The following is a 15,325-nucleotide window of genomic DNA, read 5'->3' on the forward strand; positions in this document are numbered from 1 at the left end:
CAGGCGGGGCACGGCGTTCGGGGTGCGGGCCGCGCCGTAGACTGCCGCCGTGAGCGCGGGTGAAGCGGGGCCGGTGAGCGGCGGCGGCGAGGTCGTCGTCGAGACCGCCGTGCGCAATGTCGGCGGCCTGCACACGCGCCCCGCCGCCGTCATCGCCGAGCTGCTCGCAGGCTTCGCCGCGACCGTGACGCTCGCCGTGCCCGGCAAGGAGCCCGCGACCGCCACGAGCGCCATCAGCATCGCGATCCTCGCCGCCGCCCCCGGAACCCCCGTGCGCATCACCGGCACCGGCGCCGACGCGCGCGCCGCCGTCGAGGCCGTGCGCGAGCTCATCGAGGAGGGCTTCGGGGAGGAGCTTGCCGAGGAGCTCGCTGAGGAGCTCTCCGAGACGGGCGGGCCGTCGACGGGGGCACCGGATGCGGCCCCCGTCGCTGCGCCGCCGTCCGCCCCCGCCGAGCACCACCCCGCCCGCCCGCTCGGGGTCAGCCCCGGCCGGGTCGTCGGCCCGGTGGCCGTGCGCCGCGGCGCCCGCCCGGTCGCGCCGTCCACCGCGGAGCGGCTTCCGGCGGCCGCGCGCCCCGACGCCGTCGAGCGCCTCGAGCGCGCGACGGCGCACGTCGCCGAGGGTCTGCGCGCGAGCGGCGAGCGGCTCGAGGGTCAGCGGCGCGAGGTGCTGCTCGCCACGGCGGTGCTCGCTGCAGACGAGGCTGTCGCGGCGGCCGCCGCCGCGGGAATCCGCGATGACGGCCTCACGCCCGAGGCCGCTGTGTGGCGCGAGCTCACGCGCACGGCGGAGCGCTACCGCGAGGCGGGCGGGCGGTTCGCCGAGCGCACGATCGACCTCATCGATGTGCGCGACCGCATCATCGCGCGCCTGCGCGGCGTCGAGCTGGCCGGGCTGCCGGAGACGGGGCATCCGGTCATCGTCGTCGCCGACGATCTGGCGCCCGCCGACACGGTCGCGCTCGACGCGACCACGTGCCTCGCGCTCGTGACGGAGCAGGGCGGGCCGACCTCGCACACGGCGATCATCGCGCGCGAGCTCGGAATCCCCGCGATCGTGGGCGCGGTGGGGGCGACGGGCCTCGCCGACGGCACGCTCGTGCTCGTCGACGGCAGCACGGGCGAGCTCGTCGTGCAGCCCGACGCGGCCGAGCAGGCCACCGCGACGGGGGTGCTCACGGTGCCGCCGTTCGTCGGGCCCGGCCGCACGAGAGACGGCCACCTCGTGCAGCTCACCGCCAACATCGGGGCGCCGCGCGATGCCGCGCGCGCCCTCGAGCGGGGCGCGGAAGGCGTGGGTCTGTTCCGCACCGAGTTCTGCTTCCTCGACCGCACGACCGCGCCGATCGTGGAGGAGCAGGTCGACGCCTACGCCGAGGTGCTCTCGGCATTCGCGGGGCGCACCGTCGTGCTGCGCACGCTCGACGCCGGCAGCGACAAGCCCCTGCCGTTCCTGACCCCCCAGGACGAGCCGAACCCGGCGCTCGGCGTGCGCGGCTACCGCACGTCGCGGCGCGACCCCGGGGTGCTCGACGACCAGCTGCAGGCGATCGCGATCGCGGCCGAGCGCACGGCCGAGCATCCCCACGTCATGTCGCCCATGATCGCGACCGTCGGCGAGGCGCGCGAGTTCGTGCGGCGCGCACGCGCCGCGGGGCTCGCCACGGTGGGCATCATGATCGAGACGCCCGCCGCCGTCATGGTCGCCGAGGAGCTGTGCGCGCTCGCCGACTTCGTCTCCGTCGGCACGAACGACCTCGCCCAGTACACGATGGCCGCCGACCGGCAGTCGGGGGAGCTCGCCGAGCTCACCGACGCGTGGCAGCCGGCCGTGCTGCGCATGATCTCGCTCGTCGGCGCGGCCGCCGCACGCACCGGGACACCGCTGAGCGTGTGCGGCGAGGGCGCGGCGGATGCGCGCCTGGCTCCCGTGCTGGTCGGCCTCGGGGCACAGAGCCTGTCGATGGCGGCACGCGCGATCCCCGCCGTCGGCGACACGCTCGCGCAGGCCACGCTCGAGCAGTGCCGCCGGGCGGCCGAGGCGGCGTGCGCGGCCGACACGCCCGCCGCGGCGCGCGAGGCGGCGCAGCGGGCGCTCGCCTAGGCTCGGGGCACCCATGACGCGCCGCCTCACCGCCACTCTCGCCGCCCTCGAGGCGCTGCTCGTCGTCGGCGTCGGGCTCAGCATCCCGCTCGCTCTCGGCACCGTTCTGTGGGCGGCGCAGTTCGGCTTCCAGCTCGACTGGATCATCTTCTGGCGCGCCGCCGCAGACCTGTGGCTGCTCGGCCACGGGGTCACCATCACCTTCCAGCTCGACCCCGTGACGGCCCTCGCGCTCGGAGGCGGGGTCGACAGCAGCGCCGGCGTCGGCGATCCGTTCGCCGTCACGCTCGCGCTGCTCGGCTTCGCCCTGCTCACGGCGCTGCTCGGCGTCCGTCTCGGGCGTCGACTGCGGGCAGAGCCGCACCGCATCCTCGGCGAGCTCGTGGCGGTCACAGGAGTGCTCGTGCTCTCGGCCCTCGTGGTGCTCAGCGCCGGGCATCCCGCCGCTCTGCCGTCGCGGTGGCAGGGGGCGATGTTCCCCGCCCTCGTCTACGGGCTCGGCGTCGCGATCGGCTCGATAGGTGCGACCAACCCGGCGCGCGTGCGCCTGCGGCAGCTCATCGCGGATGCTCCGCCCCTGCTCACCGGCGTCGGCGGCGCCGCCCTCCGCACGGGCCTCGGTGCCGTCGCCACCGTGGTGCTCGCAGGCTCCCTGCTCGCGACCACCGCACTCGTGTTCGGCTTCGGGCAGGTCATCGCGCTCTACGAGAGCGTGCAGGCAGGCGTGCTCGGCGGGCTCGCGCTCACACTCGGGCAGCTCGCGCTGCTGCCGACGATCGTGCTGTGGTCGGCGTCGTGGCTCATCGGGCCGGGCTTCGCGCTCGGCGCAGGGTCGATCGTGAGCCCCGTCGCGGTGTCGCTCGGGCCGCTGCCGGCGATCCCGTTGCTGGGGGCGCTGCCGGCCGGCGAGTCCCCGCTCGGCTACCTGACCCTCCTCGTGCCGGTCGCCGCGGCGTTCGCGGCGGGCCTTGCCGTGCGCCCCCGCCTCGCGGACGCCTTCGGTCGCGCCTACGCGTACGACCTGCCACTCGGAGCGCGGGTCGGCTGGTCCGTGCTCACGGGCGTGCTCGCGGCGATCGTCGCCGGCCTCGCCATGGGCTTCCTCGCGTGGCTCGCCGCGGGTGCGGCGGGGCCCGGTCGCCTCGCGGTGGTTGGCCCCGACCCGGTCGCCGTCGGGGTCTGGATGCTCGCCGAGACGCTCCTCGGAGTCACCCTCGGCCTGCTCGCCGCCGGCGCGCGAGCACCGCGGCCCACCACGCCCCGCGCGGGCGCTAACTCGGCCCGCGCGCAACCGCCAACTGGCCCCGCGCGCAGCCGCTAGCCTGGCGTGGTGGTGAGAGTCGCGTGCTGAGGGTCGCTGTGCTGATCTCCGGCGGCGGGTCGAACCTGCGCGCTCTGCTCGAGGAGTGCCGCCACGACTCCTACCCCGCGCACGTCGTCGCGGTCGGCGCCGACCGTGACGCCGACGGGCTCGCCCACGCCGAGGTCTTCGGCATCCCCTCCTTCACGGTTCCCTACTCGGCGTACCCCACGCGCGAGGCCTGGGGTGACGAGCTGCTCGCGGCCCTCGCACCGTGGGGTGCCGACCTCGTCGTGCTGAGCGGCCTCATGCGGCTTCTGCCCGCAGGCGTCGTCACCGCGCTCGCCCCCGGGCTCATCAACACCCACCCCGCGTACCTGCCCGAGTTCCCCGGCGCGCACGCCGTGCGCGACGCGCTCGCCGCGGGCGCCACGCAGACCGGCGCGAGCGTCATCGCCGTCGACGCGGGAGTCGACACTGGCCCGATCCTCGCTCAGGAGCGCGTGCCCGTGCTGCCCGGCGACACCGAGCACGCGCTGCACGAGCGCATCAAGCCCGTCGAGCGGCGCCTGCTCATCGACGTCGTGCGGGGCATCGCCGACGGGTCGATCGACCTCGGCGCAGCATCCGCGCCCCGCTCCTCCTGACCCCACGACCCCGTACCTACCCTTGGAGACCCTCATGGCCGGCCCCGTTCACGACCCCGCCCTCTACCGTGAGCGCGACGCGATCCCCGTGCGCCGTGCGCTCATCAGCGTGAGCGACAAGACCGGTCTGCTCGAGCTCGCTACGGCGCTCGCGGGGGCGGGCGTCGAGATCGTGTCGACCGGCTCGACGGCGGCGACGATCGCCGAGGCCGGGCATGCCGTCACCGAGGTCTCCGCCGTCACGGGCTTCGCCGAGACGCTCGACGGGCGCGTCAAGACGCTGCACCCGAGCGTGCACGCCGGCATTCTCGCCGACTTGCGGCTCGCGTCGCACGAAGCGCAGCTCGCCGAGCTCGGCATCGCGCCGTTCGACCTCGTGATCGTCAACCTGTACCCCTTCGTGGAGACCGTCGCGAGCGGTGCGGAGGCGAGCGCGATCGTCGAGCAGATCGACATCGGCGGGCCCGCGATGGTCCGCGCCGCCGCGAAGAACCACGCCAATGTGGCGATCATCGTCGACCCGGCCGACTACCACCAGGTGACGAAGGCCGTGACGCTCGGCGGCACCACCCTGCTGCAGCGGCAGCGTTTCGCGGCGAAAGCCTTCGCGCACACCGCTGCGTACGACACCGCTGTCGCCGGGTGGTTCGCCGAAAACCTCGGGGTGCGCGCGCGCGGAGCTGAGGCGAAGCCCATTTCTGGGCTTCGCGCGACGCCAGCGCCCGACGCCGTCTCGGCGTCGGGCCCAGCGGGGGACGGCAGCCCCGAGACCGTCGACGTGCACGCGCGACTGCAGCAGGTACTGCGCTACGGCGAGAACAGCCACCAGTCGGCGGCCCTCTACCGAACGGACGGGGGCGCGGGCATCGCGCAGGCCACGCAGCTGCACGGCAAGGAGATGTCGTACAACAACTACGTCGACGCCGATGCCGCCGTGCGCGCCGCCTACGACCACGAAGCCCCCGCCGTCGCGATCATCAAGCACGCCAACCCGTGCGGCATCGCCGTGGGCGCGTCGATCGCCGCAGCCCACGCCGCCGCGCACGCGTGCGACCCCGTCTCCGCCTTCGGCGGCGTCATCGCCGCCAACCGCGTCGTCACGCTCGCCGCCGCCGAGTCGATCGCACCGATCTTCACCGAGGTCGTCGTCGCTCCCGGCTTCGAGCCCGAGGCGCGGGCCTTGCTCAGCGAGAAGAAGAACATCCGCCTGCTCGAGCTGCCGACCGGGTTCACCCTGCCGGCCGTCGAGCTGCGGCAGGTGAGCGGGGGGCTGCTGCGGCAGGAGGCCGACCACTCGTTCGCGCCCGCATCGACGTGGCAGCTCGCGGCGGGAGAGCCGGCCGACGACGCGACCCTCGCTGATCTCGAGTTCGCGTGGCGCGCGTGCCGCGCCGTGAAGTCGAACGCGATTCTGCTGGCGTCGGGCGGAGCATCCGTCGGTGTCGGAATGGGCCAGGTCAACCGGGTCGACTCGTGCCACCTCGCGGTGTCGCGCGCCGGCGACCGGGCGCGCGGCTCGGTCGCCGCGAGCGACGCGTTCTTCCCCTTCGCCGACGGCCTGCAGGTGCTGCTCGACGCGGGAGTGCGCGCGATCGTGCAGCCCGGCGGCTCGGTGCGCGACGAGGAGGTCGTCGCGGCGGCGCAGGCCGCTGGGGTGACGATGTATCTCACGGGCGAGCGCCACTTCTTCCACTGACCGCACGGCCCGGTGGCACCCTCGACGGTCTCAGCACGGTCGCGCGGGCGATAGCGTGGCACGCATGACCCCGATGCTGCGCCGCCTGCTCGACTCGACCCTCACCGCCCTCGCGGTCGCCCTCACGACCCACCTGGTGACGATCGTGCTGTTCGCCGCGATCAACGGCGCGACCCTCGAGGTGCTCACGCAGGTGAACGGCATCTTCGGCTTCTCGTCGATCCTGCTCTTCGTGTTCCTCGCCCTCGCGGGCCTCGCCCCGATCTACCGGCACTGGGCGGTCGCGCTCGGCACGGGCATCCTCGCGGCGCTGCTCTCGTCGTGGTTCGGCGCGCTGCTCGCGCTCGTCGTCGCCGGCAACCCGATCACGCAAGAGCTCATCGACTACCTGTGGCTGAGCGTGCTCGGCTTCAACCTGCTGTACCAGGTCATCGCCGTGCTCGCGGTCATGACGATCGGCCGTCGCATCATGACGACGCGGGATGCCTCTGCCACGGCCGCGCGCCGCCTCGCGCTCGTCCGCATGCCGTCACCGCGCCTGGCCGAGGGGCTGCTCACGCACCAGGACCGCGTGGAGGTCGACGTCGACCTGGCCGACGCGCAGTGGGAGGGATACGTGGAGGCACTGCGGGCGGAGGGCTTCACCCTCGTCGACGTGCCTCCCGCCGATGAGCTGCCCGACACCGTCTTCGTCGAGGACGCCCTCGTCGTCATCGCCGGTACCGCGGTCGTCACACGGCCCGGCGCTGTGGAGCGGCAGCCGGAGACCGCGGCGGCCGAGCAGACCGCGCGCGAGCTGGGTCTGCGCCTCGAGCGCATCGTCGAGCCCGGCACGCTCGACGGCGGCGACGTGCTCGCGGTCGGCGACACCCTCTACGTCGGCCGGGGCGGCCGCACCAACGCGGAGGGCATCCGCCAGCTGCGCGTCATCGCCGCGCGGCACGGGCTCGGCGTCGTCGCGGTACCCGTGTCGAAGGTGCTGCACCTCAAGAGCGCCGTGACGGCGCTGCCCGACGGCACGGTGATCGGGCATCCCGATCTGGTGGATGACGTGTCGATGTTCCGCTCGTTCCTGCCCATGCCCGAGCCGGAAGGCGGACACGTCGTCGTCCTCGACGACCACACGGTGCTCATGGCGGCGAGTGCACCGCATTCCGCCGAGCTGATCCGCTCGCTCGGCTACCGCGTGATCACGGTCGACATCTCCGAGTTCGAGAAGCTCGAGGGCTGCGTCACGTGCCTGAGCGTGCTCGTGCGGTAACGATCCGCTCTCGCGTTTCTGCGCCCGCCCGCTGAGGGATAGTCTGTAAGGCTGCGCGCTCGACCACCACCGAGCCTCTGCGGCACCATCACCACCGTGCCAACACCACTGTGCGACCGCCACAAGCGGTCGCCGCGCTCACTCGAGGATCCACCGTGTCGACGACCACGCCCGCCCCGCCCCGCCTGAACACCATGCGGGCGATCGCGCGCATCTACCCGTACGCGAAGCCGGCCATGAAGTGGATCTACGCGGGCATGGGCGCGGCGCTCGCCGCGGGAGTCGTGACCCTCATCATCCCGATCGTGCTGCAGGGCCTCGTCGACGGGCCACTGCGCACGGGCGACGCCTCGCAGATCTGGCCGGCCGGCCTGCTCGTGCTCGCCCTGGGGTTCCTCGAAGCCGTCTTCATCATGCTGCGCCGCTGGTTCGTGCTCACGCCCGGCACGCACATCGAGGCGCGCATGCGCAACGGCCTCTACGCGCAGCTGCAGGACTTGCCCGTCGCGTTCCACGACCGCTGGCAGTCGGGGCAGCTGCTGAGCCGCGCGGTGAGCGACCTCAACCTCATCCGCCGCTGGCTCTCCTTCGGCTTCGTGCTGCTTATCGTCAACACGGTCACGATCCTCATCGGCTTCGCGGTGCTGCTGAGCTGGAGCCTGTGGCTGGGCCTGCTGTTCCTCGCGATGAGCGTCCCCCTCTGGGTGTACGGCTACCTGTTCGAGAAGAAGTACTCGATCATCGCGCGGCGCGCGCAGGACCAGCAGGGCGACCTCGCGACGGCGGTCGAGGAGAGCGTGCACGGCATCCGCGTGCTCAAGGCGTTCGGGCGCGGCAAGCATTCGCTGCTCAAGTTCGCCGATCAGGCCGAGCTGCTGCGCGGCACCGAGATCGAGAAGGCCAAGGCGATCGCCGGCATCTGGTTCTGGCTCGTGCTCATCCCCGACGTCGCTTTCGCGCTGTGCCTGCTGGGCGGTGTGGCGCTCGCCGCCGCCGGAGAGCTGAGCGTGGGCGAGCTGTTCGCGTTCTTCGCGACGGCGACGGTGCTGCGCTTCCCGATCGAATCGATCGGATTCCTGCTGTCGATGACCTTCGACGCGCGCACGGCCACCGACCGCTTCTTCGAGGTCATGGACGAGGTCAACACGATCACCGACCCGGAGGCGCCGCGCACGCTCGAGAAGCCCACGGGGCGCATGACGTTCGAGAACGTCGAATTCCGCTATCAGGATGCTCCCGCCGACCTTCCTGGAACGCTCGACGGCATCACCCTCACTCTCGAGCCGGGCGAGACCATGGCGCTCGTCGGCATCACGGGCAGCGGCAAGACCACGCTCACGGCACTCGCGACGAGGCTCTACGACGTCACGGGAGGGCGGATCCTGCTCGATGACGTCGACATTCGCGACCTCACGCGCGAAGAGCTGCGCCGCCACGTCGCGATGGCGTTCGAGGACGCGACGCTGTTCTCGGCGAGCGTGCGCGACAACGTTCTGCTCGGCCGCCCCGACCTCACCGAGAGCGACGACCCCGCCGCCGCGCGCGAGGCCGAGCGGGTGCTCACCGAGGCGATCGAGATCGCCCAGGCAGGCTTCACCTACGATCTGCCGAACGGGCTCGACACGCTCGTCGGCGAGGAGGGCCTGAGCCTCTCAGGCGGTCAGCGTCAGCGGCTCGCGCTCGCGCGCGCCGTCGCGGCCGACCCGGCCGTGCTCGTGCTCGACGATCCGCTGAGCGCCCTCGACGTCGACACCGAAGCCCTGGTCGAGGCCGCCTTGCGCCGCGTCCTCGCGAAGACGACGGGCCTCATCGTCGCGCATCGCCCCTCGACCGTGCAGATGGCAGACCGCGTCGCGCTCCTGCAGGAGGGCCGCATCACCGACGTCGGCACGCACTCCGAGCTGCTGCAGCGCAACGAGCACTACCGCTACGTGATCTCGTCCCTCGAGGACGAGGAGCTCGCGGCCGAGGAGCGCGCTGAGCGCGAGCTGCGTCTCGCCGAGGAGCAGAGCCGCCGACAGGATGCGATCGACCGCGAGAGCAGGGTCATCGACCACGACGGGGAGGGAATCCGATGAGCGTCGTCGGCGTCGAGGGCGAGGAGCGCGACGACTTCACGCGAGGCGAGTCCCGTCAGATGAGAGCCCGCTCGCTGCGGCTGCTCGGCTCGCTCGTGCGCCCGGTGCGTGCGCGGGTCATCCTCACCATGGTCGTCATCGTCCTCTCGACGGCGCTGCAGGTGGCCGGCCCCGCGCTCATCGCGTACGGCATCGACACCGGTCTGCCGGCGCTGCTCGACGAGAACGACTGGATGCCGATCGGCCTCATCGTGGGCGCGTACCTGCTGACGGGCATCTCGGGTGCGGCGTTCATCGCGCTGTACCAGGTCATGTCGGCGCGCTTGAGCCAGGCCATCCTGCTCGATCTGCGCAAGCGCGTGTTCCTGCACACGCAGCGCCTGTCGCTCGAGTTCCACGAGTCGTACACCTCGGGCCGCATCATCGCGCGGCAGACGAGCGACCTCGACTCGATCCGCGAGCTGCTGGATTCCGGCCTCAACCAGCTGGTCTCCGGGATGCTCTACATGAGCTTCACAGCCGCCGCACTCGTGCTGCTGGACCCGACCTCGGGTCTCGTCCTGGCCGTGTCGCTCGTGCCGCTCCTGCTGCTCACGCGCTGGTTCCAGGTGCGCTCGCAGAAGCTCTTCCGGTACACCCGCGTCGCCTCGGCGCGCCTCATCGTGCACTTCGTGGAGACCATGACGGGCATCCGCGCCGTGAAGGCGTTCCGCAAGGAGCCGCGCAACGCGGTGCAGTTCGGCGACCACGTCGAGGAGTACCGGCACGCCAACGCGCGCGTCATCCGCCTGTTCGGCATCTTCGACCCGGGCCTCGTCCTCATCGGCAACGTGACCGTCGCCGCCGTGCTCGTCGTCGGCGGATTCCGCATCGTCGACGGCGCGCTCGAGATCGGCGCGCTGCTCGCGATCGTGCTCTACACCCGCCGGTTCTTCGACCCGGCGGAGGAGATGGCGATGTTCTACAACTCCTACCAGGGTGCCGCGGCCGCGCTCGAGAAGATCTCGGGCGTGCTCGAGGAGACCCCCTCGGTCGCGGACCCGACGACACCCATCGACCTGTGGAAGGCGCGCGGCACCGTGCACTTCGACCGCGTGCGCTTCCAGTACACGCAGGATGAGGTCGTGCTGCCGGATCTCGAGCTCGAGATCCCGGCCGGGCAGACGATCGCGCTCGTCGGCACGACGGGGGCGGGCAAGTCGACTCTCGCCAAGCTCATCGCGCGCTTCTACGACCCCACGTCAGGAGCGGTGACGCTCGACGGCGTGGACCTGCGCAAGCTGCACCCGAAGGATCTGCGGCGCGCGATCGTCATGGTCACGCAGGAGGCGTACCTGTTCTCAGGCACTGTCGCCGACAACATCGCCTTGGGCAACCCGGAGGCTTCGCGTGACGAGATCGTGGACGCGGCGAAGGCCGTGGGTGCGCACGAGTTCATCGAGTCGCTGCCGCACGGCTACAACACCGACGTGAACAAGCGCGGCGGCCGCGTCTCGGCCGGCCAGCGCCAGCTCATCTCGTTCGCGCGCGCGTTCCTCGCCGACCCGGTCGTGCTCATCCTCGACGAGGCGACGGCCTCGCTCGACATCCCGAGCGAGCGGCTCGTGCAGCAGGCCCTCAACACCCTGCTCAGCGATCGCACGGCCGTCATCATCGCCCACCGCCTGTCGACGGTCGCGATCGCCGACCGCGTGCTCGTCATGGAGCACGGCCGCATCGTCGAGGACGGCACGCCCGCCGAGCTCATCGCCGGCACGGGCAAGTTCGCGCAGCTGCACGCCGCCTGGCGCGACTCCCTCGTGTAGCGGAGCGGTGCCGCGGGGGATGCTCCGCGCGGGCCTACTCCGACAGCGAGCGGCTTAGCATCGAGAGCGTCGCCGCCTGCGCGACGCGCGCTCGATCGCCGCGCCGCGAGACGAGCAGTTCGACGACGAACTCCGTGACGAGCATGAGCGCCGCGCGCGAGGTGTGCACGAGCTCGTCGCGGAAGGTGTCGTCGATCGGGGCGACGATGAGCGCGGCGTCGGCGAGCTTGGCCGCCGCGGACTGCGGAAAGCACGTGATGACGAGCACCGTCGCCCCGCTCTCCCGCGCCGCGGTCATGACCTCGAGCGAGGCGCGGTTGGCGCCGGATCCCGTGACGACGACGCACGCCGAGCCCGCGCCGAGCTGCGTCGCCGAGATCTGCTGCCCGATCGTGTCGGGCAGGTACTCGGCCGGGCGCCCCGCCGAGATGAGGCGAAGCGCGAGGTCGAGACCGAGCGGCAAGGAGAGGCCGTTGGCAACGACGAGCACGCGCTGCGACTCGTCGACGACCCGCACGAACTGCTCGACGCTCTCCTCCGTGAGTGCCGAGAGGGTGTGGCCGAGGCGGTCGGAGAAGCGCTCGATCATCGTGCGGAGCGCACCCATCACCGTGCCGTCCGCGCCCTCCGAGGCGCTCGTCGTCTGAGATCCGAGGGCGAGCTCGCGCACGAGCGCGACGCGCAGCTGCTGATATCCGCTGTAGCCGAGGGACTGGGAGGTGCGGATGACACTCGCCCGCCCCACGCCGAGGAGGTCGGCGACGTCCTGCGCGGTGCGCTCGATCGCCGCCTCGACATCGCTCGCGATCGACTCGGCGACGCGCCGCTCGGTCGGATGGAGCGAGGGCGCGAGCATGGCGATGCGCGCCGTCGGCGGGGCGTCAGCGGATCCCGACCACATGGCGGCTCCTCTTCTCCGTGATGCGCGGACCGCCCGTGATGCGTCGGCGGATCGCGCCCGAGATCGCGTCCATGATCATCGTCACGACGACGACCACGATCAGCAGCATTCCGACGGTATCCCACTCGCGGAAGTTGGTGTAGTTCGCGAGCATGCTGCCGACGCCGCCCGCGCCGACGAGGCCGAGCACGGCGGAGGTGCGGATGTTGATCTCGAAGCGGTACAGCGCGAACGACATGAGCGCGGGGGCGACCGCGGGCCAGAGCGCCCAGCGGGCGACCTCGGCCGTGCTTCCGCCCGCGGCTCGCACGGCCTCGGAGGCGCCCTCCTGGGCGGACTCGATGGTCTCGTAGACCCACTTGCCCTGCGTGCCGATGCCCGCGATGCCCAGCGCGAGAGCGCCCGTGAACGGGGTGAGGCCTGTGACGGTCAGGAGGAGGAGCGCGATGATCACCTCGGGCACCGCGCGGATGATGGCGAAGACCACCCGCAGCGGCAGGCGCACCCAGGAGGGTCCGACGTTGCCGGCGGCGAGCATCCCGAGAGGGATCGAGACGATCACGCACAGGATCGCGCCGATCCACGCCATGGAGATGGAGCGCCACATCTCGAATAGGGCGCGCGGCAGGCGCTCCCAGTTCGGGTCGGCGAACATGAGCGTGCTGTAGCGCAGCACGTCGCCGGGCACGTCGCCGAGCTCGCTCCAGTCGATCCTCAAGCCGACGGTCGCGGCGATCACGACACCGCCCACGACGATCGCCCACAGGCTCGCGGCGGTGCGCGAGGGCCGCGACGGCGGAAGCGGCGGTGCGGTGCGCGCGTTCACACGAGCCTCCGTCGCAGGGTCGTGGAGACAAGCTCGATGAGCACGACGACGACGAGGATCTCGAGCACGATGATCGCGACGTCGTCGTAGGCGTAGAAGGCGCGTCGCTCGTCGAGCAGCCGCCCGATGCCGCCCGCGCCGACGATGCCGAGGATCGCGGAGATGCGCACGTTGAGCTCGAGGGCGTACAGCCACTGGTTGGCGAAGAGCGGCCAGGACTGCGGCAGCGCGGTCGCGCGGTTGATCTGCAGTTGAGAGCCACCCGCGGCGCGACCGGCCTCCATGTACGCGTGGTCGCCCGAGTCGATCGCCTCCGAGACGAGCTTGACGACGACCCCGACGTTGAAGAGGAAGAGCGTCACGAGGCCGGGAAGCGCGCCTACGCCGATCATCGCGACGAGGACGGTCGCGTAGACGAGGTCGGGCACGGCCCGCAGAACGTTGATGACCGTGCGGACAGCGTGACGCGTGACGCCGTTCGGGTTGGTGGGTGCGGCGGCCCACAGCGTCAGCGGCACGGAGACGAGCGCAGCGGCCGCCGCGCCCACGAGCGCCATCTGCAGCGTCTCGAGTATCGGCTCGAGCGTGCGGGGGAGGAAGGAGAAATCCGGCTGGATCAGTTGCACGAGCAGTCCCGAGCCGTTGCTCCAGTTGCGGACGAGAGCACCGAGGTCGACCTCGATGCCGCCGATCGCGGGCACGCACGTCGCGATCGTGAAGAGCGCGAACGCCGCGATCGCGAGGCCGTTCCGCGCCCGGTTGCGGGGGCGGGGAGGCAGGTCGAGCGCGCGTAGCGGCGCGGTCGCCGCCTCGACGCTGTCGGCGCTCGCGCCGATCAGCCTCGTGCTCACGAGCCGAGCCGATCGTCGGGCTGGATGGGCCGACCGTAGATCTGCTCGAAGTCGCTCTCCGCCGCCTCCGCCGCCGGGCCGTCGTAGACGAGCCGGCCGTCGCGCAGGCCGATCATGCGCGTCGTGTACATGCGAGCCAGATCCATGAGGTGGATGTTCACCAGCACGGTGAGGCCCTTCTCGGCGTTGACCCGGCGCAGGTCGTTCATGACGGCGTGGGCGGTCGGCGGGTCGAGGCTCGCCACCGGCTCGTCGGCGAGCATGACGCTCGGTTCCTGCGTCAGGGCGCGGGCGATCGCGACGCGCTGCTTCTGGCCGCCCGAGAGCTGACCCGCGCGGGTCCACACCTTGTCGAGGATCCCGACCGAGTCCAGCGACCGCAGCGCGAGCTCGCGGTCGTGCGCCGTCGTGATGCCGAGCAGCGATCGGTAGATCGGAGTGTGGGCGAACCGCCCGACGAGCACGTTGCGGTACACGTCGGTGCGATCGGCGAGGTTGAAGCCCTGGAAGATCATCCCGATGTGCCCGCGGAGGCTGCGCAGCCGACGGCCGCGCATGCCGTTGACGGTATGCGGCCCCACGGCGACCGTGCCGCTCGTCACGGGTACGAGCCCGTTGATGGTACGGATGAGCGTCGACTTGCCCGAGCCGGAGAGTCCGACGATGGAGACCATCTCACCGGGAGCGATGTCGAGGGAGACGTTGCGCAGGGCCGTCGTGCCGTTCGGATAGGTGACCGATACGTCGTCGAGGCGGATGGACCACGACCCGGAGGCCGAGGGGGTGACCTCGGCCTCCGGGCGCTGCGGTGCAGAACGCATGAAGCGAACCTTCGCGATCGATGCGATCAGTTGGAGAACTGGGCGAGGATCTCGCCGTAGCGGGTGATCTCGCCGATCTCCGTCTCGCTCGTCCAGTCGGAGAGGCCGACGAGGTCGAACATGACGGTGGCCGCCTCCTCGGAGGAGTCCGCATAGGCGTCCATGAGCGCGGTCAGCTGGGTGACGAGGTCGTCGGGCAGCGACGAGGAGACCGCGACGCCGCCGTTCGGGATGAGGTCGGTGTAGGCGAACGCCACGACTTGCTCGGCGATGTCGGGAGCCTCCTCGGTGACCGTGGTGCGGGCATCCCAGTAGGCGAAGCCCACCTCGGCGTCGCCGTTGTAGACGGCGAGGACCGAGTTGTTGTTGCCCTCGACCGGGATCTGCGTGATGTCGGCGTCGGTGTCGATGCCGAGCTCGCGCATGGCGACGACGGGGTACTGGTAGCCAGCGGGCGACGTGGCCGCCTGGAGGGCGACCTCCGTGCCGTTGTCAATGAGCTCCAGCGCTTCGAGGCCGGCCGGGCCTGCGCCAGCGGCGGTGCCCTGCTCGATGCCGTTGCAGTAGGACAGCTCGATGCCGCTCGCGGCGTACGTGGCCATGACAGGGGCCTCGGCGCAGTACTTGGCCGGGTTGTTGGTGTACGCGACAGACGCGTACGAGGTGGCTCCGAAGCGCACGTCACGCAGGATGAGCTCGGCGTCGTAGCGCTCGATCGCGTTGTACAGCGAGCCGGCGTCGGTGATGACGACCTGAGCCTGGTCGCTGCCCAGTGCTTCGACGGTCGCCGAGTATTCGGAGGCGACCACGCCGTTGATCTCGATGCCGAGGTTGTCGGAGAGGTAGCTGGTGAGCGGGTCGAGCGCCTCGGCGAGGTCAGCGCCCTCGACCGAGGGGACGAGGGAGATCGTGATGGACTCGGGCCACTCGGAGGCCTCGCCCGAGGCGTCGGTCTCAGCCTGGCCGCTGCAGCCGACGAGGGCGACGGCGGCGACGGCCGCGACACCGGAGATGAGGAGGGACTTGCGCATG

Annotated in this window: 12 protein-coding genes; 7 read left to right on the forward strand and 5 right to left on the reverse strand. The window is 71.8% G+C overall.

Annotation, left to right across the window (positions count from 1 at the left end; all coding sequences use genetic code 11):
• Positions 1–49: 49 nt before the first annotated feature.
• The 7 genes from ptsP to HUJ41_RS01445 all read left to right on the forward strand — a co-directional run bounded on the left by ptsP (position 50) and on the right by HUJ41_RS01445 (position 10,894).
• Positions 50–2,107, forward strand: a complete 2,058-nt coding sequence (gene ptsP / locus HUJ41_RS01415) for a phosphoenolpyruvate--protein phosphotransferase (protein WP_179873033.1) — start codon at positions 50–52, stop codon at positions 2,105–2,107.
• Positions 2,108–2,120: 13 nt separating this feature from the next.
• Positions 2,121–3,428, forward strand: coding sequence for a cell division protein PerM (locus HUJ41_RS01420; protein WP_179873034.1), 1,308 nt, complete (start codon positions 2,121–2,123; stop codon positions 3,426–3,428).
• Positions 3,429–3,451: 23 nt separating this feature from the next.
• Positions 3,452–4,054: a phosphoribosylglycinamide formyltransferase gene (purN, locus tag HUJ41_RS01425; RefSeq protein WP_179873035.1), complete on the forward strand. Its 603-nt coding sequence runs from the start codon at positions 3,452–3,454 to the stop codon at positions 4,052–4,054.
• Positions 4,055–4,088: 34 nt separating this feature from the next.
• Entirely contained in the window at positions 4,089–5,750 is a 1,662-nt protein-coding gene (gene purH / locus HUJ41_RS01430; protein ID WP_179873036.1) for a bifunctional phosphoribosylaminoimidazolecarboxamide formyltransferase/IMP cyclohydrolase, read from the forward strand.
• A gap of 64 nt (positions 5,751–5,814) precedes the next feature.
• Positions 5,815–7,011, forward strand: a complete 1,197-nt coding sequence (gene ddaH / locus HUJ41_RS01435; protein WP_179873037.1) for a dimethylargininase — start codon at positions 5,815–5,817, stop codon at positions 7,009–7,011.
• A gap of 194 nt (positions 7,012–7,205) precedes the next feature.
• Positions 7,206–9,089: an ABC transporter ATP-binding protein gene (locus HUJ41_RS01440; protein WP_179873818.1), complete on the forward strand. Its 1,884-nt coding sequence runs from the start codon at positions 7,206–7,208 to the stop codon at positions 9,087–9,089.
• Positions 9,086–10,894 (forward strand): ABC transporter ATP-binding protein, encoded by a 1,809-nt coding sequence (locus tag HUJ41_RS01445; protein ID WP_179873038.1) that lies wholly within the window; start codon positions 9,086–9,088, stop codon positions 10,892–10,894. The genes HUJ41_RS01440 and HUJ41_RS01445 overlap by 4 nt, the downstream gene beginning before the upstream one ends.
• Positions 10,895–10,928: 34 nt before the next feature.
• Here HUJ41_RS01445 and HUJ41_RS01450 read toward each other — a convergent pair whose 3' ends face one another.
• The 5 genes from HUJ41_RS01450 to phnD are packed head-to-tail and all read right to left on the reverse strand — an operon-like array spanning position 10,929 to position 15,324.
• Positions 10,929–11,795 (reverse strand): MurR/RpiR family transcriptional regulator, encoded by an 867-nt coding sequence (locus tag HUJ41_RS01450; protein ID WP_179873039.1) that lies wholly within the window; start codon positions 11,793–11,795, stop codon positions 10,929–10,931.
• Entirely contained in the window at positions 11,776–12,621 is an 846-nt protein-coding gene (phnE, locus tag HUJ41_RS01455; protein WP_152582494.1) for a phosphonate ABC transporter, permease protein PhnE, read from the reverse strand. Before phnE (HUJ41_RS01455) ends, HUJ41_RS01450 begins: the two co-directional genes overlap by 20 nt.
• Positions 12,618–13,472, reverse strand: coding sequence for a phosphonate ABC transporter, permease protein PhnE (gene phnE, locus HUJ41_RS01460; RefSeq protein ID WP_246299281.1), 855 nt, complete (start codon positions 13,470–13,472; stop codon positions 12,618–12,620). Before phnE (HUJ41_RS01460) ends, phnE (HUJ41_RS01455) begins: the two co-directional genes overlap by 4 nt.
• A complete protein-coding gene (phnC, locus tag HUJ41_RS01465; RefSeq protein WP_152582493.1) occupies positions 13,469–14,293 on the reverse strand; it encodes a phosphonate ABC transporter ATP-binding protein in 825 nt (274 codons plus the stop codon). Before phnC ends, phnE (HUJ41_RS01460) begins: the two co-directional genes overlap by 4 nt.
• Positions 14,294–14,319: 26 nt before the next feature.
• The gene (phnD, locus tag HUJ41_RS01470; RefSeq protein ID WP_152582492.1) at positions 14,320–15,324 is read right to left on the reverse strand and encodes a phosphate/phosphite/phosphonate ABC transporter substrate-binding protein; all 1,005 of its coding nucleotides are present in this window, start codon (positions 15,322–15,324) and stop codon (positions 14,320–14,322) included.
• Position 15,325: the final 1 nt, after the last annotated feature.

Source organism: Microcella indica (assembly GCF_013414345.1).
GTDB classification, from domain to species: domain Bacteria; phylum Actinomycetota; class Actinomycetes; order Actinomycetales; family Microbacteriaceae; genus Microcella; species Microcella indica.